Raw genomic sequence first — 21,576 nt, forward strand, 5'->3', positions numbered from 1 at the left:
ACGCCCTCCCACGCCCGGACGCCCTCCCACGCCCGGACGCCCTCCCACGCCCGGACGCCGTCCCACGAGCGGGCGCCGTCAGGTGGGCCGGGCTGTGGAGTGCAGCGGTGCGGCGTGTGCGGGGCGTGCGGACCGGCGAGTGAGGGGGGCCGGGCGTAGTGTGCAGGTATGGCGATCATCGTGACGGGCGCGTCCGGGCTGCTCGGGACGGCGCTGGTGGCGGCGCTGCGGGCCGGTGGGCGAGAGGTGGTGCGCCTGGTGCGCAGGCCGCCCCAGGGGGACGGCGAGGCGTTCTGGGACCCGGCGGAGCAGGTGGTGGACCTGGCCGCGCTGGAAGGGTCGCAGGCCGTCGTGCACCTGGCGGGCGCGTCGATCGCCGGGCGGCGCTGGACGCCGGCGTACAGGCGGGAGCTGGTCGAGAGCCGCACGCGGGGCACGCGCGTGCTGGTGGACGCGCTGCGCGAGCTGTCGCGCCCGCCCGAGGTGCTGCTGTCGGCCTCCGGCATGGACTTCTACGGCGACACCGGCGACCGGGTGATCGACGAGGGGCAGGGCAAGGGCCGCGGGTTCCTGGCCGACCTGTGCGAGGCGTGGGAGGCCGAGGCACGGCGGGCGGGCGAGGCCGGCATCAGGACGGTGCAGGCGCGCACGTCCCTGGTGCTGAGCAGGGACGGCGGCGCGCTCGGCCGGATCCTGCCGATCTTCAGGATGGGCCTGGGCGCGCCGCTCGGCACGGGCCGGCAGTACTGGTCGTGGATCAGCATCGACGACTGGGTGGGCGCGGCCCTGCACGTGCTGCGGACCCCGGGCATCGAGGGCCCGGTGAACTTCTCGGCGCCGCAGCCGGTCACGAACGCCGAGTTCACCAGGACGCTCGGCAAGGCGCTGCGGCGCGGCACGGTGCCGATCCCGGTGCCGGCGTTCGCGCTGGCGGCGGGGCTGGGGGCGTTCGCCCGCGAAGGACTGCTGGTCAGCCATAGGCTGGAGCCGGCCAAGCTGACGGCCGGCGGCTACCGCTTCGCGCATACCCGCCTCGACGAGGCCCTGCGCGCCGTACTGTAGTTCCCCCGTCCATCCTTCTAGCATCCTGGAGAGATCTGACATGAGCCGGTCAGGGCAGTCGCACATCCTCGCCATCGGAGGCGGGTCGTTCCGTGCCAGCAGGCGCCACGGCCAGATCGAGGCCGGCGGGCTGCTGCGGTACGGCCTCGACCTGACCGGGCAAGACCGTCCGAAGCTGGGCCTGGTGGCCACCGCCACGGGCGACTCGGCCGACTGGCTGCTGAAGATGTACGGCGCGTTCGCGGGCTGGGACGTCGAGCTGAGCCACCTGACGGTGTTCCCGATGCCGAACGTGCCGGACCCGCGGGCGTGGATCCTGGAGCAGGACATGATCTATGTCAGCGGTGGCAGCGTGGCCAACCTGATGGCGTTGTGGCGCCTGCACGGACTCGACGAGGCGTTCGAGGAGGCGTGGCGGGCCGGGGTCGTGCTGTCGGGGCAGAGCGCGGGCGCGCTGTGCTGGCACGTCGGGGGCAACACCGACTCCTTCGGGCCCGACCTGCGGGTGTGGGCCGAGGGGATGGCGCTGCTGCCGTTCTCGTGCGGGGTGCACTACAACTCCGAGCCGCAGCGGCGGGAGCTGCTGCAGCGGTCGGTGGCCGAGGGCGAGCTGCCCGGCGGGTACGCCGCCGACGAGGGCGTGGCCCTGCACTACGTGGGCACGGAGTTCATCCAGGCGGTGAGCGTCGAGCCGGCCGGTTACGCGTACAAGGTCGAGACCGACGACGCCGGGAAGGTAAAGGAGTTCAGGATCGAGCCACGTTTGCTGACCCCCTGATTACCCTTCGAGGGTGAGGGAACGGCACAATAGGCTCATGCGCCCCATCCCCGGGGACGATCCCCACGCACTCGCCATCGTCCGCCTCGGTGTCGACGTCCCCTACGAGCAGGCCTGGTCGTTGCAGCGCTGGGTGCACGGCAAGCGGGTCGCCGGAGAGCTCACCGACACCGTCCTGATCCTCGAGCACGCGCCCGTCTACACGGCGGGCAAGCGCACCGCCCCGCACGAGCGGCCCTCCGACGGCACCCCCGTCGTCGACGTCGACCGCGGCGGGCGGCTCACCTGGCACGGTCCGGGGCAGCTCGTGGCCTACCCGATCGTGGCGGTCTCCGACGTGGTGGCGTTCGCCTGCCGCCTGGAGGACGCAATGATCCAGGTGTGCGCCGACTTCGGCGTCACCGCGAGGCGGGTGGCCGGCAGGGCCGGGGTCTGGGCGCTCGGCGACCCGGCTCTCGGCCTGCCCGACCGGCAGCTCGGCGCGGTCGGGCTGCGGATGGCGCGCGGGGTGACCATGCACGGCTTCGCGCTCAACTGCGCCAACGATCCCCGCTGGTTCAACCGCATCGCGCCGTGCGGCATCCCCGACGTGGGCGTCTCCTCCCTCTCGGCCGAGACGGGGCGGCGCATCGTGGTCGAGGAGGTCATGCCGATCGCGGAGAAGCGGCTGGCGGAGGCGCTCGGCAAGGAGCCGTTCGACCTGCACGAGGAAGACCTGCTCCGCCGCTGACGCATTTGTCCGGCGACGACCTCCTGCGCCGGGCGGATCCGTGCGGCAAGCACCTCCTTCGCCGCCGGCCGGAGAGGTTGACCAAATCGGCATCTGGTAGCCGCGCGTTCCGGGCTTACCATCGCCTTTGTGACGCGTCTTTGCGCCCTCGTGCTCGCGCTCGTGGTGCACCTGCTGACGCTGGCGTTCGTCGCGCTGGGCGGGTGGATCATCCTGCGTGAGCCAGGATCGATACTGTCGTGGCTCCTCGGCGGCGTGAGCCTGGCCATCGGGTGGGCGTTGCGGCCCCGCCTGGGCCGGTTGCCCGCCGACGCCGATGTGCTCGACCGCGCCGCCGCCCCCGAGCTGTACGCGGTGGCGGACCGGGTGGCCGACCGGGTGGGGGTGAAGCGGCCCAGCAAGGTCGCGGTACGTGACCTCGCCACCCGCACCGGCTACGACCGGATCGGGGTGGCGCGCACCCCCGTGCTCATGGTCGGGCTGCCCCTGTGGCTGGCGCTGTCGCCCAAGCAGCGGGTGGCCCTGCTGGCCAGGACGTACGCGCGGCTGCCGACCGGTGACGAGCGGGTCGTGACCGAGGCGCTGGCCACGCTGGAGTGCTGGCGCGACGCCCTGGTGGGCCCCGGCGCCGGGCCGTTGCAGGCCCGCTCCGACGCCCAGGACAAGATCGCCACCACCAATCCGATGGCGTACGACGCGATGGCCTCCCCGTTCGGCGTGACGGGGCTGCTCGGCCGGCTGGTCGGCCGGGTGCTCGGCGGCCCGGTCCTGCTCACCCGGTACGTGCTGACCCGCCTGGCGCGCGCCGGCGAGAGCCGCGTCCAGGCCAGGCACCGGGCGCTGGCATTGCGCGTGGCCACGGAGGAGGAGCTGGCCGAGCTGGAGGCGCTGGAGGAGCGCGGCGGCTACGTGGCGCCGATGCAGGCGGCGGCGCTGCGGGGCGAGAGCGTGTCGGCGATCCGGCGTACGGTGCTGACGAAGTTCCAGCTCACGGCGGACGGCGTGTTCCCCTCGCCCCCGCACAGCGAGCTGCTCGGCAACGAGCAGTCCGACCGGATCGACGAGGAGCTGGCGGCCCACTACGCGCGGGCGATCCGCGGCTTCGGCCTCATCTCCTGACCCTCGACGAGGTCGCTGTCGCGGCGGACGTAAGCTGAGACCGTGACCGTTGCTCCTGAAGGCCGAAAGCTCCTCCGCCTGGAGGTGCGTAACGCCGAAACCCCTATCGAGCGCAAGCCCCCGTGGATCAAGACCAAGCTGAGGACGGGCCCCGAATACACCGAGCTGAAATCGCTCGTGCGCCGGGAGGGCCTGCACACGGTCTGTGAAGAGGCGGGCTGTCCGAATATCTACGAGTGCTGGGAGGATCGCGAGGCGACCTTCCTGATCGGCGGCGACCAGTGCACCCGCCGCTGCGACTTCTGCCAGATCGACACGGGCAAGCCCAAGGAGTACGACCGCGACGAGCCGCGCCGGGTCGCCGAGTCCGTCCAGCAGATGGGCCTGAAGTACGCGACCGTGACCGGCGTGGCGCGCGACGACCTGCCCGACGGCGGCGCCTGGCTCTACGCCGAGACCGCCCGCCAGATCCACGCGCTGCTGCCCGACTGCGGCGTGGAGCTGCTGGTGCCCGACTTCAACGGCAACCGCGAGCAGCTTGAGGAGGTCTTCTCCAGCAAGCCCGAGGTGTTCGCGCACAACGTCGAGACGGTGCCGCGGATCTTCAAGCGCATCCGTCCCGCCTTCCGCTACGAGCGCTCGCTCGCGGTGATCACGATGGCGCGCGAGGCCGGGCTCGTCACCAAGTCCAACCTGATCCTGGGCATGGGCGAGACGCGCGAGGAGATCGTCGAGGCCATGCGCGACCTGCACGCGGCCGGCACCGACCTGCTGACGATCACCCAATACCTGCGGCCGACGCCGCGCCACCACCCGGTGGAGCGGTGGGTGAAGCCGGAGGAGTTCGTGGAGCTGCAGGCCGAGGCCGAGGCGATCGGGTTCGCCGGGGTGCTGTCGGGGCCGCTGGTGCGCTCGTCGTACCGCGCGGGCCGGCTCTACAAGCAGGCCATCGAGGCCCGCCAGAACGCCTGAACGCCGAGGGCCGTCGAGGCCGGTCGGATCGCCTGAACAAGCACGCCGAGGCCCGCTTGGGTGTGGCTTCGTGAGAGCCCCGGGATGACCTCCCGGGGCTCCTTCATGTCGGGAAATATGGCGTTTCTTCCGGGTGCGTGTGAACGGGCTAGCATGACAGGCCGCAGCCGAGGGAGGGCGACGCGCATGGCCGTTCTGATCCGCACCAGTGACCTGCCGGCCGCACGTCGCCACGACGCCTGGCGCGGCATCGTCTGCGACACGCTCGGGCCGCTCGACCTGCGCATCGACCCCGACGCGCCGTTACATGGCGAGATCGAGTTCGGCAAGCTCGGCAGCGTGGGCGTCGGCCGCATCCAGACCTCCACCCCGCACAGCGTGCACCGCACCTCCGGCCTGATCCGCCGCGACAACCCCGAGCTGTACCGCGTGGTGCTCACCCTGTCGGGCAGCCCGCGCCTGTCGCAGGACGGCCGCAACACGCAGCTCAGCCGGGGCGAGTTCGCGATCTACGACTTCTCCCGGCCGTACGAGCTGGCCTACGACTCGGCGGTGTGGCTGGCGGTGTTCAGCGTGCCGCGCGGGCAGCTCGCCGTCCCGGCCGACGCGGTGGCGGAGCTGGCCGCGCTGCCCATCACGGCCGAGTCGGGGGCCGCCGCGCTGGCCGTGCCGCTGCTGCGGCGGGTGGCGCTGGACCACGACACCTACCGGCCCGGCAGCGCCGCGCGGCTGTCCGGCGTGGTGGCGGACCTGGTCAGCGCCGCCGTGGCGGAACGCCTGGACCAGGCCCGGTCGCTGCCCGCCGACGCCCGGCAGCGGACGTTGCTGATGGAGGTGCACGCGTTCATCGAGCAGCGGCTGGGCGACGCCGAGCTCGACCCGGCGACCGTCGCCGCGGCCCACCACATCTCCGTGCGCTACCTGCACCGGCTGTTCGAGTCGGAGAACACGACGGTGGCCGCCTGGATCCGGCAGCGCCGTCTCGAACGGTGCCGCGCCGAGCTGATCTCGGGCGGCAAGCAGTCGGTCAGCACGATCGGCGCCCGCTGGGGGCTGCCGGATGCCGCCCATTTCTCCAGGTTGTTCCGGCAGGCGTACGGGATGCCGCCGGCGGAGTACCGCCGCGCCCACACCGTCCGCTGACCCTCAAGGCACCCGCCTCCCGTGCGCTGATCCTCAAGGCACCCGCCTCCCGTGCGCTGATCCTCAAGTTCCCTGGCACCCAGATCCAAGACCGGCGGGGCCCTCCCGCAGCACACTTGAGTCACAGCACGCGCAAGAGAAGGGATGCGGAGATGCAGCTTTTCGTCAACGTCCCGGTCAAGGACCTCGACCGGTCGGTCAAGTTCTTCACCGAGCTCGGCTTCAACCTGTTCGGCATGGGCCAGGGCCTCGCCTCGGTCATCATCAGCGAGCAGACGCAGGTCATGCTGCTGGAGGAGCCGGTGTTCGGCTCGTTCACCACCAAGGAGATCGCCGACGCGAGCAAGAGCACCGAGGCGATCCTGGTGCTGGGCGTGGAGAACCCGGCCGCGGTCGACGAGCTGGTCGACAAGGCCCTGGCGGCCGGGGCCACCCCGGCGGGCGTCCCGCAGGAGGGCGGCCCCCGCTACCAGCGCGGCTTCGCCGACCTGGACGGGCACCACTGGGAGGTGCTGTGCCTGGTGCCACCGGCCGAGTGAAGCGGGACACGATCATGCCTGATGTGGTGAAGTCGCCCGACGGGACCCTCATCGCCTACGACCGGCACGGCGAGGGGCCCGCGGTCGTCCTGGTGCAGGGCGCGTTCACGGACCGGCGGCATCCGCTGATGACCGCGATCGCGACCGGGCTGTCGCGGTGGTTCACGGTCTACAACTACGACCGGCGCGGGCGCGGCGGCAGCGGCGACACGCAGCCGTACGCGGTGGAGCGGGAGGTCGAGGACCTTGCCGCCGTCATCGGGGCCGCCGGCGGGTCGGCCATGGTGTTCGGCGGGTCGTCGGGCGCGGCGCTGGCCCTGGAGGCGGCGGTCGCGATCCCGGGCATCTCGAAGCTGGCCGTGTGGGAGCCGCCCTACCACGTGGACGACAGCGCGCCCGCCCTCCCCCTCGACTTCGCCGAGCGGCTGTCCCTGCTGGCCGAGACGGGCAACCGCGCGGAGGCGGTGGAGCTGTTCCTGGTCGAGGCGGCCGAGGTGCCGCGCGAGGCCGTGGCCGGCATGCGGTCGCACCCCGCCTGGGCGGAGATGGAGGCGGTGGCGCACACGCTGGCGTACGAGGCGGCCGTGCTCGGCCCCGGCAACGCGCTCCCGGCCGCCCTCCTGGCCGACATCACGCAGCCGACGCTGGTGCTCAACGGCGCCGACAGCCCGGCGTGGATGGCGAACGCGGGGCTGGAGGTGGCGGCGGCGGTGCCGGGGGCGGTGCGGCGCGTCCTGGAGGACCAGACGCACAACGTGGCGCCGGAGGCGCTGGTACCGGAACTGCTGGAATTCTTCGTGACCGCCTGACGCCCCCGGCGCCGGGCGGGCGCATCGGACGGGGACGCCCGGCAGGCGCAGGAAGCGGGCACGTCCAGGCGGGGGTTCGGGGCGGCTCACGGGCCGGCTTTGCGTAACGCGAAGATAACAAACCTATCGGGCACTCGGTTTTCTGGGTGACACTGTGCTCGTGGACCTCGATGAACTGATCTCCCGCCTCGACCTGCCCACCAAGATCAGCCTGCTGACCGGCGCCGACATGTGGTCGCTGCCCCCGCTGCCCGAGATCGGGCTCGACCGGCTGGTGATGAGCGACGGCCCCATCGGCGTACGGGGCGAGCAGTGGAGCGCCGGCGCCCCCTCGATCGCCCTGCCCAGCCCGACGGCACTCGCGGCCACCTGGGACGTGGAGCTGGTCCGGCGGGCCGGCCGGCTGCTCGCCCAGGAGGCGCGGCGCAAGGGCGTGCACGTCCTGCTCGCGCCCACCCTCAACCTGCACCGCTCCCCCCTCGGCGGCCGGCACTTCGAGTGCTTCTCCGAGGACGCGTTCCTGACGGGCGAGATCGGCGCGGCGTACGTCGAGGGCGTGCAGGAGGGCGGGGTCGCCACCACGCCCAAGCACTTCGTGGCCAACGACTTCGAGACCGACCGCTTCACCGTGGACGTGGTGGTCGGCGAGCAGGCGCTGCGGGAGCTGTACCTGCGGCCGTTCGAGCGGGTGGTGGAGGCCGGGGCGTGGGGCGTGATGACGGCCTACAACTCGGTGAACGGGACCACCATGACCGAGCACTCCGAGCTGGTGAACGGCGTGCTGAAGGGCGAGTGGGGCTTCGACGGGTTCGTGGTGTCGGACTGGACGGCGGTGCGCTCGACCGAGGCCGCCGCACTCGGAGGCACCGACGTGGCCATGCCGGGGCCGTCGGGGCCGTGGGGCGCGCTGCTGGAGGCGGCCGTGCGGGAGGGCCGGGTGCCGAAGCCGGCCGTGGACGACCGCGTCCGCCGCATCCTCCGCCTGGCCGAACGCGTCGGCGCCCTCCATCCGGACGACCGCGTCGGCGCCCTCCATCCGGACGACCGCGCCGGCACCGCCGGCCCCGCGCCGATCGACGGGGTGGCGCTGGCGCGGGAGATCGCGGCTCGGGCCTTCACCCTGCTGACCAACGACGGTGTTCTGCCGTTGCGGGGCGGCCCGACGCTGGCCGTCATCGGGGCGGCGGCCCGGGAGGCGCGCGTGATGGGCGGTGGGAGCGCGCAGGTCTTCCCCGAGCGGGTCGTCTCGCCGCTGCAGGGATTGTCCGAGCGCACCGGCGTCCGGTACGCCCTGGGCACCGATCCGCGCATCCGCCTGGCTCCGATCCCCGGTCCCGTCACGGCGGAGTTCCTGGATGAGGCGGGGGTGGTGCTGAGGGAGGAGCGGCTGGCCGGCGGCGAGGCTCGGTGGCTGGGACAGCTGCCGCCTGGGGTGGATGCGGGACGGCTCAGGAACGTCCGGTTGCGGGCGGCGTACACGGCCGGATCGAGTGGTGAGCACGAGCTGTCGGTGGCCGGGGTGGGGGCGTTCAGGCTCGCCGTGAACGGCGAGGTCGTCCTCGACGAGAGCATCGGGCTGGACGGTGGCGATCCGGCCGCCGCGTTCCTGTCGCCGCCGGAGAGGCGGGTCGCCGTGGCGATGGCGGCCGGTGAGACGTACGAGGTGGTCGTCACGCATCCGGCCGGCACGTTCGGCGGGATGGCGGTGGTGTCGTTCACGCTCGGGCACGCGGAGCCGGCGCCCGGCGAGGACGAGCAGCTGGCCGAGGCGGTGCGGGTGGCCCGCGAGTGCGACGTGGCGGTGGTGGTGGCCGCGACGACGCCGGAGGTGGAGAGCGAGGGGTTCGACCGGGCGGACCTGCGGCTGCCGGGGCGCCAGGACGAGCTGATCAGCGCCGTGGCGGCGGCGAACCCGCGCACGGTGGTCGTCGTCAACGCGGGCTCGCCGGTGGAGATGCCGTGGCTGCCGGAGGTGGCGGCGGTGCTGCTGACCTGGTTCCCCGGGCAGGAGGCGGGGGCCGCGCTGGCGGACGTTCTCTTCGGTGACGCCGAGCCCGGCGGGCGGCTGCCCACGACGTGGCCGGAGCGGCTGGCGGACGCGCCGGTGCCGGCGGTGACGCCCGTGGACGGGAAGGTGTGCTACGACGAGGGCGTGTTCGTCGGCTATCCGGCGTGGCGGCGGGCCGAGCGGGCGCCGGCGTTTTGGTTCGGGCACGGCCTCGGGTACACGACCTGGTCGTACGACTCGATCGCGGCCGAGGGGAGCACCGTGACCGTGGCCGTCACGAACACCGGCACGCGCCCCGGGCGGGAGGTCGTGCAGGTGTACGCGGGGCCGCGCCGGACGCTGGCCGCGTTCGACGTGGTCGAGGCGGAGCCGGGGCAGACCGTGGTCACGACGCTGTTCCTGCCGGAGCGGGCCTTCCAGGTGTGGGAGGACGGCTGGCGCACGGTCGAGGGCGAGCACCTGGTGGAGGTGGGCCGCAGCGCGGCGGACCTCAGGCTGTCGGCAACGGTGAAGATCTAGTCACAGCCGGAGAACGGCCGGGGCGCGTTTTCCATAGTGCACCAGTTGGTTTGTATCCTTCTGAGCATGGCAAAGTCCGAGGACTCAGAGAAGCCGGGGCGCATCAAGCAGCTCCGCATGATCGCGCAGATCATCAAGCAGGCCAACCCCAAGGGGATGCCGATCGTCTTCCTCTCGGCGGTGGGCACGCTGGCTGTGGTCGTCGTGATCGGTCTGGTCACGGGCTACTTGTGGTATTCGGTGTTCATCGGCGTCCTGGCCGCGCTCACCGTCGGCCTGGTGGTGTTCGGCCAGCTCGCGCAGCGGGCCCAATACTCGATCCTGCACGGCCAGACCGGTGCGGCGGCGGCCGTGCTGCAGGGCATGCGCGGCAACTGGCAGGTGACGCCGGCCATCGCGGTCAACCGCGACCAGGACCTCGTGCACCTCGTGGTGGGGTACCCGGGTGTCGTGCTGGTGTCCGAGGGGCCGGGCAACCGGGTGGCGAAGATGCTGAAGGCCGAGAAGCAGCGCATCTCGCGGGTGGTGCTGGGTGTCGAGATCTACGACGTTCAGTGTGGTGACGGCGAGGGGCAGGTGCCGCTCGGCAAGCTGCAGCGGCACCTGATGAAGCTGCCGCGCAACCTGAAGAAGCCGTCGGTCAACGAGGTGAAGGACCGGCTGCGTTCGCTGCCGCGCAACATGCCGATGCCGAAGGGCCCGATGCCCAAGGGCGCCCGCATGCCGCGCGGCCCGAAGATGCGCTAGTGCCGTCCCCCGCGTCCCGGCCCGGAGAGACGCCGGTGCCGTCCCCCTCGTCACATCCCGAGGAGACGCCGGCGCTGTCGGCTTCGTCACGGGCCAATCGTGGCTGGTGGGACGGCAACGCCGACGACTACCAGGTCGAGCACGGCTCCTTCCTGCGCGACGACGGGTTCGTGTGGGGCCCTGAGGGGCTCGACGAGGCCGACGCGCGGCTGCTCGGCGACGTGCGCGGCCGGCAGGTGCTGGAGATCGGCTGCGGGGCCGCCCAGTGCGCCCGGTGGCTGGTGCGGCAGGGGGCGCGGGTGGCGGCGTTCGACATCTCGCACCGCCAGCTCCGCCACTCGCAGCGCATCGACCTCGACACAGGGGTGCGCGTCCCGGTGGTGCAGGCCGACGCGGAGGCGCTGCCGTTCGCCGGCGGCTCCTTCGACGTGGCCTGCTCCGCCTACGGGGCGCTGCCGTTCGTGGCGGACCCGGTGGCGGTCTTCCGCGAGGTGCGCCGGGTGCTGCGGCCGGGCGGGCGGTTCGTGTTCTCGGTGAGCCATCCCGTCCGGTGGGCGTTCCCGGACGATCCGGGGCCGCGCGGGCTGACGTCCGACCGGTCGTACTTCGATCGCACGCCGTACGAGGAGCGTGACGAGCGCGGCGCGCTCACCTACGTCGAGCACCATCGCACGATGGCCGACTGGGTGAATCTGCTGGCCGCCTCCGGGCTGACGATCGCCGGGCTGGTGGAGCCCGAGTGGCCCGAGGGGCATGAGCGGGTGTGGGGCGGCTGGAGCCCCCTGCGTGGCCGTCACCTGCCCGGCACGGCCATCTTCACCTGTGTGAGTTGTTAGCGCGCGTACCTGGCGGCCATGGCGTGGAAGACCTCCTTGGGCTCCCAGCGGGTCTCGTCGAGCATCCTGATGACGCCGTACGAGCCGAGGTCGTCCTCGCCGAAGCGGTTGTAGGCGGCGTAGGTGAACCACAGGGCGGTCTCCACGCCCTCCGCCTCGAAGATGTCCAGCAGCTCGTTGAAGTAGCGGACCTGCTCGCCCTCGTCGCGCACCGCGCCCTCGGGCACCACCCAGGCCATGCCGCCCAGGTCGCCCGCCCCCTTGTAGGCGCAGGTGCCGAACTCGGTGACGGCGACCGGCTTGCCGTGCGTGAACAGGGCGCGCAGCTCGTCGGTGTAGTCGTGGGCGTTGTAGGCGGCGCGGTAGGCGTCCATGCTCACGACGTCGAACGGCGTCCAGTCGATCTGCTCCCAGGGCCCCGCGGCGTAGGTGATCCGCCCGCCGAACACCGGCCGGACCGCCTCCATCATCTGCGCGAGGTAGGCGTTGAAGCGCGGCATGACGTCCGTCATCAGGCCGCGCCACCAGTTCTCGTCGCCGGCCCCCATCGTGTTGAGCCGGTCGCGGTAGGTCTCGCCGTCGATGAAGCCCTTGCCGAAGGCGCTGGTCTCGCAGCCGGTGACGTAGACGACCTCGGCGCCCGTGCGGCGCAGGCTCTCGGCCAGCTCCGCGCCCGCGGTGAGGGCGGGGATCAGCTGTTCCTGGTCGAGGTCCACGGGGAACGGCGCGAACCACACCTCCAGCCCGGCGGCGGCGGCCCGCTCGCCGGCGACGGTCATCCGCCGCGGGTCCATCCCCGAGATCCGGACCACCTCGCAGTGCAGGTCGTCGGCGATGACGTGCATGTCGCGGGCGACGGTCTCGGGGTCGAACGTCTCGCGGGACGCCGAACCCGGCAGGAACCCCGTGTCGTAGTTGATCCCCTTTTTCACGATTTTTCTCCCTCGATGGATGAGAAGCCGTGCTCCAGGAGGTCGAAGGCCAGCTCGATCTCCTCCCCCAGCGACCGCTGCGCCTCCTCCAGCGGGACGCCCGTGGACAGCCGGTGGAAGAACGCCTCCTGCAACGTGGTGATGGCGGCGGTGACCTGCCCCGCCAGGAGCCACGGCACGAGGCCGCGGCCGGGCATCGCCGCGCCGAGCGCGGCGGCCAGCTCGGAGCGCTCGCCCATGGTCGTCTGGTACACGCCGGCGAGCAGGGCGGGGCTCGAGGAGATGACCCGCACCCGCACCAGCAGCCCCTCGACGTCCACCCCGCCCATGCCCTGCCGGGCCATCCCGCGGTAGTGCTCGCGCAGGGCGTCGAGCGGCGACTGGCCCTCGCGCCGCCCGGCCACGATCGCCGCGTGGTCGTCCTTGATCGCGTCGAGGACCAGGCACTCCTTGCTCGGGAAATAGTTGAACAGGGTGACCTTGGCGACCCCGGCCGCCTCGGCGACCTCGTTGACCGTCACGGCGTCGTAGCCGCGCTCGTCGAACAGCCGCAGTGCCACCTCGGAGATCCGCCGCCGGGTCTCCTCCTTCTTGCGCTCCCTGAGCCCCGCCATCATGCGGACAGCATAAACCGTACCGGGTTTAAATTTAAACCCGGTACGGCTTTCAGGCTGAAGGACTACATCCGGACGACCATCGTGTTGGACGCGCGGTCGTGGATCCCCCGGTGGTCGCGATCCCAGATCGCGGCCGGGACGACCAGCGCCAGCAGCACCGTGCGCACCGCGACCGGCAGCAGCCTCGGGTCACCGCCGTCCATCGCGGCGACCCTGATGCCCATCAGCCGGTGCCCGAACGTCTGGCCCATCCAGCCGACCAGCACGAGATACTGCAGCGCGAACACCAGCACCGGCGCCCACGGCGACTCGGCGGGGTTCATCCGGAGCAGCAGCTGCACCACCACCCACGTGCAGATCATCCAGTCGATGACGAGCGCGCCGATCCTGCGGCCCCAGCCCGCGATCGACCCGCTGCCCTCCTCGGGCAGCCCCAGGCGCTCGCCGGGATATCCGAGATCGATACCGGCGGACCTGACCCCGCCCAGCCAGGTCTGCGTCCACCGAGGCTCGTTCCTGCTCATGCCTCCACGGTAGCCGCCCGGGGGGCCGGTCCGGATTGTGACCCAACCGCGTCACCGACCCGCCATCATGGACGCCATGCCACACGGGGATGATCTCGACCAGCGCTTCAACGAGCTGGTCGCGCAGATAGACGCCGAGCAGCGGCGCAAGATGCGGGCGGCGGCGAAGAAGGGCGCCAAGGCGTCACGGCGGGCCAGGAACGCGGAGCGGGAGCGCTTACGCCCGGCCGCCACCACCTGGGAGGACCCGGCCCCCCGGCGCGGGGGCAGGCGGATCTGGCCGGCGCTGGCGGGGGTGACGGCGGTGGTCACGGCCGCGAGCCTCGTCCTCACGCTCCGGCCCAGCCTGCTCACGCCGGTGGGCGCGGTGCCGGAGGAGACGATGCCGGTGGCGGCCCCGCCGGCCTCGATGAACGCGGGGCCGGTCCCCGAGGAGACGACACCGGTGCGGCCCACCGCGCAGGGGCCCTTCGCGGGATCACCGGCGGAGGGGTGGGCCGAGGGCGCCGACGGTTTCGACCTGCCCAAGGCGAAGGCGACCGGCGGCCTGTCGGAGAAGGACGTGGCCAAGGGGATCGAGCGGACCCGCGCCTTGCTGGCGGCCGCCCACCTCGACCGCAAGACGCTCTTCGGGGGCCATCCGGCGGCGTTCGTGAAGCTGCTGCCTCGCGACGAGCGGTCGTGGTTCACCAAGCGGCTGCACCGCGAGGGCCGCGACGGCACCCGCTCGTGGGTGACCAGCTTCGCGCCCAAGACGGCCGAGCGGGCCAGCGACGTGGTCAAGGTGCGCGGCAGGACGAAGCTGTCGTCGTTCCGGCTGGACGGGCGCAGGGGCGCCAAGCTGGAGACCGACCACATCATCGTGCACGCCGTCCAGCGGCCGGGGCAGCCGGAGACCGCCATCCGCCTGGTGACGCGCCAGCGCGGCACGTTCCTGGTCTACCGGGAGGGAGGCGAGCTGGTCGTGTGGGTGCGACAGATGGGCGGGAGCGCGACGCCCGCCCGGTGCGACGTGGACGACGCCTACATCCACCCCTTCTACGCCGACTCCGCCCCCAGTACGAAGCGGCCGGAAGGCGCGCCCGTGGACCCGTACGACCTGGACGCGCCCGACCCCGACGGCGACTGCCACGCCTCCAAGCGCACGTGAGCACGCCCCCCGCGACGGCTTCGCGGCACCCTGACCCTGCGTAACACGTGCGAAACAATCGAGACACCGTACGGAAACGGCCGCGCCCTAGCGTCGCAATGATGGCCAGTCCCCAGGGAGGTTCGAGAGTGTTCAACTCCGCCGACGACGTCCTGAAGTTCATCAGTGACGAAGGGGTGCAGTTCGTCGATGTCAGGTTCACCGACCTGCCGGGGACGACGCACCACTTCACCTTCCCGGTTGAAAACTTCAGCGCGAGCGTCTTCACCGACGGACTCATGTTCGACGGCTCGTCGATCCGCGGCTTCCAGCAGATTCACGAGTCCGACATGCTCCTGCTGCCCGACCCGTCCAGCGCCGTGGTGGACCCGTTCCGCCAGCACAAGACGCTCAACCTGAACTTCTTCGTGCACGACCCGCTGACGGGCGAGGCCTACAGCCGCGACCCGCGCAACGTCGCCCGCAAGGCGGAGGAGTACCTCAAGGGCACGGGCATCGCCGACACGGTGTACTTCGGCCCGGAGGCCGAGTTCTACATCTTCGACGACGTCCGCTTCGAGACGAAGCAGAACGCCGGCTACTACTACATCGACTCCATCGAGGGCGCCTGGAACACCGGCAAGGCCACCGAGGGCGGCAACCTCGGCTACAAGCCGCGCTACAAGGGCGGCTACTTCCCCGTCCCGCCGATGGACCACTTCACCGACCTGCGCTCGGAGATGGTGCGCAACCTCATCGAGGTCGGCATCGACGTCGAGATGCAGCACCACGAGGTCGGCACGGCCGGTCAGGCGGAGATCGACTTCAAGTTCGGCACGCTGCTGAAGACGGCCGACAACCTGATGCTCTACAAGTACGTGATCAAGAGCACGGCGCTGGAGTACGGCCACACGGTCACGTTCATGCCCAAGCCGATCTTCGGTGACAACGGCTCCGGCATGCACTGCCACCAGTCGCTGTGGAAGGACGGCTCGCCCCTCTTCTACGACGAGGTCGGCTACGCGGGCCTGTCCGACACCGCCCGCTACTACATCGGCGGCCTGCTCAGGCACGCGCCGTCGCTGCTGGCGTTCACCAACCCGACGGTCAACTCCTACCACCGGCTGGTGCCGGGCTACGAGGCGCCGGTCAACCTGGTCTACTCGCAGCGCAACCGCTCGGCCTGCGTGCGCATCCCGATCACGGGCTCCAACCCGAAGGCCAAGCGCATCGAGTTCCGCGTCCCCGACCCGTCGTGCAACCCGTACTTCGCGTTCTCGGCGATGCTGATGGCCGGCATCGACGGCATCCGCAACAAGATCGAGCCGCCGGAGCCGGTCGACAAGGACCTCTACGAGCTGCCGCCGGAGGAGGCCCGCAACATCCCGCAGGTGCCGGGCTCGCTCACCGACGTGCTCAACGCGCTGGAGAGCGACCACGACTACCTGCTCGAAGGCGGCGTGTTCACGCCTGACCTGATCGAGACGTGGATCTCCTACAAGCGGGAGAACGAGGTCGACCCGATCCGGCTGCGCCCGCACCCGCACGAGTTCGAGCTTTACTACGACGTGTAGTCGTCCCGTCACGGCCCGGCATCCCATGAGGTGCCGGGCCGTTTCGCGTTGAGGGAGGGCCCCATAGGGTGTGATGATCGCGAGATGACTCCCAGTCGAACGGATGAGACATGACCCCCTCCTCACCGCTCACCCGCAGGGGCCTGCTCAAGCTCGGCGCCGGTGTCGCCGCCACCACCGCGCTGGCGCCCGTGAGTGCCGCCTCCGCCGCCGAGGGCCGCTTCGAGCTGACCGCCCCGTCGACGTCCCTCATCTGGCGCAAGGCCCTCCAGGACGAGACGGTCCTGCAGTCGTTCGCCATCGACAACGCCCACGGCCACATCTACACCGTCCAGGTCAAGAACGGCACCGGCTCCGACGCGGCCGGCCACCTGTGCCTGACCAAGCTGAGCCTGACGGGCTCGATCCTCGGCCACATGTACCTCATGGGCTTCGGCCACGGCGTCCAGATCGGCGTGGAGCCGTCGGGCTCGGCCGCCTACCTGTGGACCGAGACCGACGGGGCGCCCGTGGAGAACAGCTCGCGGGGCACCCGGCTGTGCCGCTTCAAGTTCGTCAACGGGCAGACGCTGACCACGTCGTCGTCGGCGCTCACCAAGTACTCCCTCGTGCCGGGCGCCACCAACACGACGTGCACGATCGACCCGTCCACGGACCGGCTGGTGACGCGCTACTGGAGTGAGGGCTCGTTCAGGTTCGCGGTGTTCCCGCTGGCGTCGGTCAAGGCGGGCGCGCCCGAGAAGCTGCACGACATCGCCCAGCCCGCCGGCCTGGGCACCTTCCAGGGCTACGCCGCCTACGGGAACTTCGTCTACATCCTGACCGGCAACTCCTACGACATCAGCCCGCCGCCCGGCGACACCTCCATCACCTGCCTCGACCTGCGCACCGGCGAGCAGGTGCAGCGGGCCAGGAGCGTGGCGGGCCAGTCGCTGAACTACCGGGAGCCGGAGGGCATGGGCATCCAGATCGTGTCGGGGGCGCCCCGGCTGTGCCTGGGCCTGGCCTCCGAGCCGGGGCCGCGGCTGGCCAGCATCTTCTACAAGAGCGAGCTGATCTGACGGGTCAGGCGGGGAACTCGAAGCGGGGCGCGGCCGGGGTCAGGATCGCCGACTTCGGGGTGACGGGCCAGAGCGTGTTGAGCTCGTCGGCGAGCGTGGCCACCAGCGCCTCGACGTCGGCGGCGGCGGTGTCGTGCAGCGCCTCCGCGACGATCAGCACGTTGGCCGTGCTGTCACGCACGGCCGAGTGGCCGCTCTGGCGGTTGGTCCAGCGGCGGGCGTGCGCCCGGCCGGCCGCGTCGGCGAAGATCACCTCGCCGGCGGGCGGCTGCTCCGTCGCGCCGCCGAAGGTCAGGTACGTCTCGTCGCCGGCGGCGTACCGGACCTCGACGTGGGAGGTGATGCGGGAGACGTCGAAGACGGCGATGGGGACGGCGTAGGCGATGGACACCGCGTTGCACAGGTCGATCAGGGGGTGCAGGCGCGGCAGCGCGCCCTCCTTCCTGAAGCGGCGCAGCAGCGCCTCGGAGGCGCACCGGTATTGGGTCGGCTTGAGCCCCATGCGGGCGAAGGTGCGCCGCCACGCCTGGATCTCCGGCAGGTCGCTCTCGGAGGCGCCGGCCAGCCGGGCGGCGGCCCGCTCGGCGTGGGCGGCGATGCGCGCCCCCGCGTCGGCGTCGGGGGTGATGCCCTCGGCGTAGAGGGCCGCGGGGACGAGCTCGGGGAAATCCCGCCAGATGTCGCTCGAATGCTGGAAGAACACGTGCACCCCATCGTCGTGGCCGCTGAGCCTCTCACGATACTCCGATCACCGCGCGGCGAGCGGCAACGGCGTACCCGGCGCAGGTCAGCGCCGCCAGGACGGCCGCCGTCAGCAGGGGCTGCCCGATGACGCCCATGACGGCGACGCCGAGCGTGGCGCCGACCTGGCGGAAGGCGTTCAGGACGCCGCCGGCGGTGCCGGCCGTGCCGGGCGGGGCGCTGTTGACCATCCCCGCCATGAGGGCGGGCAGCACGAAGGACAGGCCGAAGCCCAGCACCACGAGCCAGGGGATGAGCACGTCGGTGAGCGCGGTGCCCGCCAGGCCGGCCGCGATGAGGGCCAGGCCGCCGAGGATGGGCGGGCGCGGGCCGTAGCGGGCCACGAGGCGGCCGGTGAGTAGCGGGTTCACCGTCATGGGCAGCGTGAGCGGCAGGAACGCGAGCCCGGCGGCCATCGGGCTGAGGTGCTGGGTGTCCTGGAGGAGCAGGGTCAGCACGAACAGGGCGCCGGAGAAGGCGAAGTTGGCCACCGTGCCGGCGAGCAGCTCCGGCCAGGTGGCGGCGAGCAGGCCGCCGGGCAGGGCGGGGGCGTGGCTGCGCCGCTCGGCCAGCACCAGGGCCGCCAGGACGGGCAGGGCCAGCAGGGCCGCCACGGGGGCTGCGTCGATCAGCGCCTCGGCGACCAGGCCGAGCAGGGCGCAGGCCAGCACCTGGACCCACCAGTCGATCATGCGGCTGCCGCGCGGCGAGGTGACCTTGCGCATCGCCAGCAGGCTGATCAGGGCGATGGGCGGGTTGAGCAGGAAGACGGCGCGCCAGCCGTACAGGTCGACGAGGACGCCGCCGAGCAGCGGGCCGGCCGCCAGCGCGCTGCCGGTGATGGCCGCCCACAGGCCGGTGGCGCGGGCCCGGGCGGCGGGCTGCGGGAACATCTCGGCGAGCAGGCCGAGCGAGCCGCCCGTGCACAGCGCGCCCGCCACCCCGAGCAGGGCGCGCAGGCCGATCAGCACGCCCAGGTTCGGGGCGGCGGCGCTGAGCAGCGAGATCACGCCGAACGCCGCCACGCCGAGCTTGAAGACGCGGGCCGCGCCGTACCGGTCGGCGACCGCTCCCCCGGTCAGCAGGCAGGCGGCGAAGGCGACCGTGTACGCGTTGACCGCCCACTGCTGGCCGGCCAGCGAGCCGCCGAGCGATTCCCGCAGATCGGGCAAGGCGATCGTCAGGACGGTGGTGTCGAGGATCACCAGGAAGTAGGCGAGGGAGAAACCGAACATGCCCTTCAGCCTGCTGAAACGCGGTGCCGTGGCTCAACAGGCGCTGCCGCAGGGAGCATTCGGGAAAGCCTTATGCTGGTTCGCATGGAGTTGCGGCAGTTGAAGGGGTTCGTGGCGGTGGCCACGTCCGGCTCCGTCACGGCGGCCGCCCATGACCTGGGCCTGGCTCCCGCCTCGGTGTCGGAGCAGGTGCGCAGGCTGGAGGCGGGCCTCGGCGTCGCGCTCTTCGAGCGTACGGCGCGCGGCATGCGGCTGACCGAGCCGGGCACGGCGCTGCTCGCGCGGGCGCAGGGCCTGCTCGACCACGCCGACGAGGTGCGGCGGGCCGTGACGGGCGCACGCCGGCGGGTGCGCATCGGCGCGCTGGAGATGCTGGCCGCCGCCAAGCTGCCCGCCGTGATCCGCCGGCTGGCCGAGCGCCGTCCCGACCTCGACGTGAGCGTGGAGTCGCGCACCCGGCAGTCGCTGCTGGACGCGGTGGCGGGCGGCCGGCTGGACGCCGCGCTGCTGCTGGACCTCGGCGACCGGGTCGGCGGGCTGGGGTTCGCCCGGCCGGCCGGGATGGACCACGTGGACGTGGGCGAGGTACGGCTGTCGCTGGTGGCGGCGCCCGACGGCGACCGGGAGCCGCTGCTGGTCAGCCCGTCGGGCTGCTCGATCCGGCTGGCGGCCGACCAGCTGTTCGGCGCGGAGGTGCCGCGCAGGGAGCTGTCCAGCATCACCACCGCCCGCGAGTGGTCCAGGCAGGGCCTGGGCGCGGCACTGCTGCCGGACTTCGCGCTGGGCTCCGACCTCGACTCGGGGGCGCTGGTGGAGCTGGGCCTCGACGCGCCCGCGCTGGCGCTGCGGCTGGTGTGGATGCGGGAGCGCGAGCCGTCCCTGCGCGACGTCCTGTACGCCCTGAGCGCCTCTTGACCGGTCTCAGGGCCGCTTGAGGCGGTAGAGCACGTGCCGCCGCAGCGGGCTGCCCTCGGGCACCCTGGGGTGGTCGAAGTCCTCGGCCGGGTCTCTCGTCATGCCGAGCCGCCGCATCACCTCCTGGGAGCGCACGTTGGACGCGGCGGTCATCGAGATGATGCCGTCGAGCCCGGCCTCCTCGAAGGCGTACCGGGCGGCCCGTCCGGCGGCCTCGATCGCGTACCCGTGGCCCCACGCCGGGCGCGCCAGCCGCCAGCCGATCTCCACGGCGGGCAGGAAGGGCGCCTCGAAGGTCTGCAGCGCGAGCCCGGTGAAGCCGATGAACGCCCCGCTCTCCCGCACCTCCAGCGCCCACAGCCCGTAGCCCAGCCGGTCGAACTGCTCCTCGATCCGGTCCACCATCGCATCGCTCTGCGCCCGGGTGAGCGGGGCCGGGAAGTGCTCCATCACCTCGGGGTCGGCGTTCATGGCCGCGAAGGGCTCCTTGTCCGCCTCGCGCCATCGGCGCATGATCAGCCGTTCCGTCTCCATCCGGCCTAGCGTACGCGCCCGGGGGCGTCCGCTCAGCGCCGCGACTTGATGCCGGTGATGCGCCGGAACACGTCCCACCAGAACGGCGCCCCGAACAGCAGCGCCACGTACGTCAGCAGGAAGCCCGGCCAGTGGCTCGGCGTCGTGATCCGGCCCCACCACACCGGGAAGTTGCCCTGCACGCTCGGGTCGCCCTGCGCCGGGATCGACACGCTGACCATCGCCTGCCCCATCAGCTTCACCAGGGCGGGCTCGCTCAGCAGCTCCGTCACGCACGGCACCGGGTCGCCGCCCGTGCACTGCTGCTTCAGCTCGTTGTACGCGTCGGGCCCCGCCTCGGTCACGGCCGTCACCGAGGCGCGGAAGGCGTTGTCGCGCAGCAGCGTCTTGGCGTACTCGAAGCCGTCCATGGAGAACAGCAGCGTCACCACGACGCCCAGCAGGGCCACCGCCCACTTGACGTAGCGGCGGTAGAGCATGGACAGCCGCTGCATCTCGCCGTCGAACCAGGTCTCCACCCCCTTCCTGAACCGGTCGAGGTCGCCCTGCGCGCTTTCCCACACGCCCTTCAGGTGGCCGTAGAGGGGGCTGTCGATGCGCTGCAGCTTGTTGAGGAACTCGGGGATGTTCCCGTTCTCGGTCGCGGCCAGCTCCATCACGGCCACCGCGAACCGCTCCGGCGGGATGTGCGCGATGCTCGTCTTCCCGCGCTTGCGGTGGTCGATCTCCCGTACCCGCGCGTACAGGAGGTTCATCATGGAGTCGCTGGTCTTCGTCGCGGGCATCTCGCCGGCGTCGGCGGGCGCCGGCTGGTTGCTGTGCTTCGGACGGGGGTCGGGCCCGAACGGCAGCGCGACCAGCACGTCCCGGAGGCTGCCGGGCAGCCACGACGGCGCCTTGTCCCCGACCCCGTCCAGGGTGTCCCTGAGGTAGGCCCACAGGAACTTGCTGCGGATGGACAGCACCCGCACGAACGCCTCGTTGAGGCCGCTCACCAGCAGCGACAGCAGCAGGAACGCCACCACCAGGCCGAGGGCCAGATCCACGTATAC

22 protein-coding genes are annotated in these 21,576 nt (G+C 72.0%); 15 read left to right on the forward strand and 7 right to left on the reverse strand.

The annotated features are described in order from the left end of the window. Positions 1–168: 168 nt before the first annotated feature. The 11 genes from HCN51_RS15040 (at position 169) to HCN51_RS15090 (ending at position 11,262) form a co-directional block, all read left to right on the forward strand. A complete protein-coding gene (locus HCN51_RS15040) occupies positions 169–1,062 on the forward strand; it encodes a TIGR01777 family oxidoreductase (protein ID WP_168010243.1) in 894 nt (297 codons plus the stop codon). 40 nt (positions 1,063–1,102) lie between these two features. Beyond that, positions 1,103–1,840, forward strand: coding sequence for a Type 1 glutamine amidotransferase-like domain-containing protein (locus HCN51_RS15045; RefSeq protein ID WP_080041223.1), 738 nt, complete (start codon positions 1,103–1,105; stop codon positions 1,838–1,840). A gap of 37 nt (positions 1,841–1,877) precedes the next feature. Then, the gene (gene lipB / locus HCN51_RS15050) at positions 1,878–2,570 is read left to right on the forward strand and encodes a lipoyl(octanoyl) transferase LipB (RefSeq protein ID WP_080041224.1); all 693 of its coding nucleotides are present in this window, start codon (positions 1,878–1,880) and stop codon (positions 2,568–2,570) included. A gap of 129 nt (positions 2,571–2,699) precedes the next feature. After that, positions 2,700–3,689 carry a M48 family metallopeptidase gene (locus HCN51_RS15055; RefSeq protein WP_168010244.1) on the forward strand — a complete coding sequence of 330 codons (990 nt, stop codon included), beginning with the start codon at positions 2,700–2,702 and terminating at the stop codon, positions 3,687–3,689. Between the two features lie 42 nt (positions 3,690–3,731). Continuing rightward, on the forward strand, positions 3,732–4,661 hold the full coding sequence (gene lipA / locus HCN51_RS15060) for a lipoyl synthase (protein ID WP_080041226.1): 930 nt from the start codon (positions 3,732–3,734) through the stop codon (positions 4,659–4,661). Positions 4,662–4,847: 186 nt separating this feature from the next. Continuing rightward, positions 4,848–5,804 carry an AraC-like ligand-binding domain-containing protein gene (locus HCN51_RS15065; protein ID WP_168010245.1) on the forward strand — a complete coding sequence of 319 codons (957 nt, stop codon included), beginning with the start codon at positions 4,848–4,850 and terminating at the stop codon, positions 5,802–5,804. Positions 5,805–5,956: 152 nt separating this feature from the next. Beyond that, positions 5,957–6,343, forward strand: a complete 387-nt coding sequence (locus HCN51_RS15070) for a VOC family protein (RefSeq protein WP_168010246.1) — start codon at positions 5,957–5,959, stop codon at positions 6,341–6,343. 14 nt (positions 6,344–6,357) lie between these two features. After that, positions 6,358–7,152: an alpha/beta fold hydrolase gene (locus HCN51_RS15075; protein WP_168010247.1), complete on the forward strand. Its 795-nt coding sequence runs from the start codon at positions 6,358–6,360 to the stop codon at positions 7,150–7,152. Between the two features lie 160 nt (positions 7,153–7,312). After that, positions 7,313–9,679 (forward strand): glycoside hydrolase family 3 protein, encoded by a 2,367-nt coding sequence (locus tag HCN51_RS15080; protein WP_346433650.1) that lies wholly within the window; start codon positions 7,313–7,315, stop codon positions 9,677–9,679. Positions 9,680–9,745: 66 nt separating this feature from the next. Further along, the gene (locus HCN51_RS15085; RefSeq protein WP_080041229.1) at positions 9,746–10,426 is read left to right on the forward strand and encodes a DUF4191 domain-containing protein; all 681 of its coding nucleotides are present in this window, start codon (positions 9,746–9,748) and stop codon (positions 10,424–10,426) included. Positions 10,427–10,461: 35 nt separating this feature from the next. After that, positions 10,462–11,262: a class I SAM-dependent methyltransferase gene (locus HCN51_RS15090; RefSeq protein WP_346433661.1), complete on the forward strand. Its 801-nt coding sequence runs from the start codon at positions 10,462–10,464 to the stop codon at positions 11,260–11,262. Here HCN51_RS15090 and HCN51_RS15095 read toward each other — a convergent pair. The 3 genes from HCN51_RS15095 to HCN51_RS15105 form a co-directional block, all read right to left on the reverse strand. Continuing rightward, positions 11,259–12,194, reverse strand: a complete 936-nt coding sequence (locus tag HCN51_RS15095; protein WP_346433651.1) for a glycoside hydrolase family 113 protein — start codon at positions 12,192–12,194, stop codon at positions 11,259–11,261. The genes HCN51_RS15090 and HCN51_RS15095 overlap by 4 nt on opposite strands. Further along, positions 12,191–12,811: a TetR/AcrR family transcriptional regulator gene (locus HCN51_RS15100; RefSeq protein ID WP_240972846.1), complete on the reverse strand. Its 621-nt coding sequence runs from the start codon at positions 12,809–12,811 to the stop codon at positions 12,191–12,193. The genes HCN51_RS15095 and HCN51_RS15100 overlap by 4 nt, the downstream gene beginning before the upstream one ends. A 62-nt stretch (positions 12,812–12,873) precedes the next feature. Next, entirely contained in the window at positions 12,874–13,335 is a 462-nt protein-coding gene (locus tag HCN51_RS15105; RefSeq protein WP_080041232.1) for an RDD family protein, read from the reverse strand. 76 nt (positions 13,336–13,411) lie between these two features. Here HCN51_RS15105 and HCN51_RS15110 point away from each other — a divergent pair, with 76 nt between their 5' ends. The 3 genes from HCN51_RS15110 (at position 13,412) to HCN51_RS15120 (ending at position 17,099) form a co-directional block, all read left to right on the forward strand. Then, positions 13,412–14,485, forward strand: coding sequence for a hypothetical protein (locus HCN51_RS15110; protein WP_168010249.1), 1,074 nt, complete (start codon positions 13,412–13,414; stop codon positions 14,483–14,485). Positions 14,486–14,613: 128 nt separating this feature from the next. After that, entirely contained in the window at positions 14,614–16,038 is a 1,425-nt protein-coding gene (gene glnA, locus HCN51_RS15115; RefSeq protein ID WP_168010250.1) for a type I glutamate--ammonia ligase, read from the forward strand. A 110-nt stretch (positions 16,039–16,148) separates the two neighbouring features. Further along, on the forward strand, positions 16,149–17,099 hold the full coding sequence (locus tag HCN51_RS15120) for a phage baseplate protein (RefSeq protein WP_168010251.1): 951 nt from the start codon (positions 16,149–16,151) through the stop codon (positions 17,097–17,099). 4 nt (positions 17,100–17,103) lie between these two features. Here the strand turns inward: HCN51_RS15120 and HCN51_RS15125 are convergent, their stop codons facing one another. Both HCN51_RS15125 and HCN51_RS15130 read right to left on the reverse strand, forming a co-directional pair. Further along, entirely contained in the window at positions 17,104–17,802 is a 699-nt protein-coding gene (locus tag HCN51_RS15125) for a phenylalanine--tRNA ligase beta subunit-related protein (protein ID WP_168010252.1), read from the reverse strand. Positions 17,803–17,833: 31 nt separating this feature from the next. After that, the gene (locus tag HCN51_RS15130; protein WP_168010253.1) at positions 17,834–19,075 is read right to left on the reverse strand and encodes an MFS transporter; all 1,242 of its coding nucleotides are present in this window, start codon (positions 19,073–19,075) and stop codon (positions 17,834–17,836) included. 84 nt (positions 19,076–19,159) lie between these two features. Here HCN51_RS15130 and HCN51_RS15135 point away from each other — a divergent pair, with 84 nt between their 5' ends. Next, complete coding sequence (locus HCN51_RS15135) at positions 19,160–19,990, forward strand: LysR family transcriptional regulator (protein ID WP_168010254.1); 831 nt, start codon at positions 19,160–19,162, stop codon at positions 19,988–19,990. A 6-nt stretch (positions 19,991–19,996) separates the two neighbouring features. Here HCN51_RS15135 and HCN51_RS15140 read toward each other — a convergent pair whose 3' ends face one another. Both HCN51_RS15140 and HCN51_RS15145 read right to left on the reverse strand, forming a co-directional pair. Then, positions 19,997–20,524, reverse strand: a complete 528-nt coding sequence (locus tag HCN51_RS15140) for a GNAT family N-acetyltransferase (RefSeq protein WP_168010255.1) — start codon at positions 20,522–20,524, stop codon at positions 19,997–19,999. 32 nt (positions 20,525–20,556) lie between these two features. Then, positions 20,557–21,570 carry a hypothetical protein gene (locus HCN51_RS15145; protein WP_346433652.1) on the reverse strand — a complete coding sequence of 338 codons (1,014 nt, stop codon included), beginning with the start codon at positions 21,568–21,570 and terminating at the stop codon, positions 20,557–20,559. Positions 21,571–21,576 lie beyond the last annotated feature (6 nt).

It is taken from the genome of Nonomuraea composti, assembly GCF_012034275.1.
Lineage (GTDB): Bacteria > Actinomycetota > Actinomycetes > Streptosporangiales > Streptosporangiaceae > Nonomuraea > Nonomuraea composti.

Bases quoted from the DNA above. Each gene is read 5' to 3' on its own strand.
- HCN51_RS15040 (WP_168010243.1), top strand. From the start codon at position 169: ATGGCGATCATCGTGACGGGCGCGTCCGGGCTGCTCGGGACGGCGCTG.
- HCN51_RS15045 (WP_080041223.1), top strand. From the start codon at position 1,103: ATGAGCCGGTCAGGGCAGTCGCACATCCTCGCCATCGGAGGCGGGTCG.
- lipB (WP_080041224.1), top strand. From the start codon at position 1,878: ATGCGCCCCATCCCCGGGGACGATCCCCACGCACTCGCCATCGTCCGC.
- HCN51_RS15065 (WP_168010245.1), top strand. From the start codon at position 4,848: ATGGCCGTTCTGATCCGCACCAGTGACCTGCCGGCCGCACGTCGCCAC.
- HCN51_RS15070 (WP_168010246.1), top strand. From the start codon at position 5,957: ATGCAGCTTTTCGTCAACGTCCCGGTCAAGGACCTCGACCGGTCGGTC.
- HCN51_RS15075 (WP_168010247.1), top strand. From the start codon at position 6,358: ATGCCTGATGTGGTGAAGTCGCCCGACGGGACCCTCATCGCCTACGAC.
- HCN51_RS15085 (WP_080041229.1), top strand. From the start codon at position 9,746: ATGGCAAAGTCCGAGGACTCAGAGAAGCCGGGGCGCATCAAGCAGCTC.
- HCN51_RS15100 (WP_240972846.1), bottom strand. From the start codon at position 12,811: ATGATGGCGGGGCTCAGGGAGCGCAAGAAGGAGGAGACCCGGCGGCGG.
- HCN51_RS15105 (WP_080041232.1), bottom strand. From the start codon at position 13,335: ATGAGCAGGAACGAGCCTCGGTGGACGCAGACCTGGCTGGGCGGGGTC.
- HCN51_RS15110 (WP_168010249.1), top strand. From the start codon at position 13,412: ATGCCACACGGGGATGATCTCGACCAGCGCTTCAACGAGCTGGTCGCG.
- HCN51_RS15120 (WP_168010251.1), top strand. From the start codon at position 16,149: ATGACCCCCTCCTCACCGCTCACCCGCAGGGGCCTGCTCAAGCTCGGC.
- HCN51_RS15130 (WP_168010253.1), bottom strand. From the start codon at position 19,075: ATGTTCGGTTTCTCCCTCGCCTACTTCCTGGTGATCCTCGACACCACC.
- HCN51_RS15135 (WP_168010254.1), top strand. From the start codon at position 19,160: ATGGAGTTGCGGCAGTTGAAGGGGTTCGTGGCGGTGGCCACGTCCGGC.
- HCN51_RS15140 (WP_168010255.1), bottom strand. From the start codon at position 20,524: ATGGAGACGGAACGGCTGATCATGCGCCGATGGCGCGAGGCGGACAAG.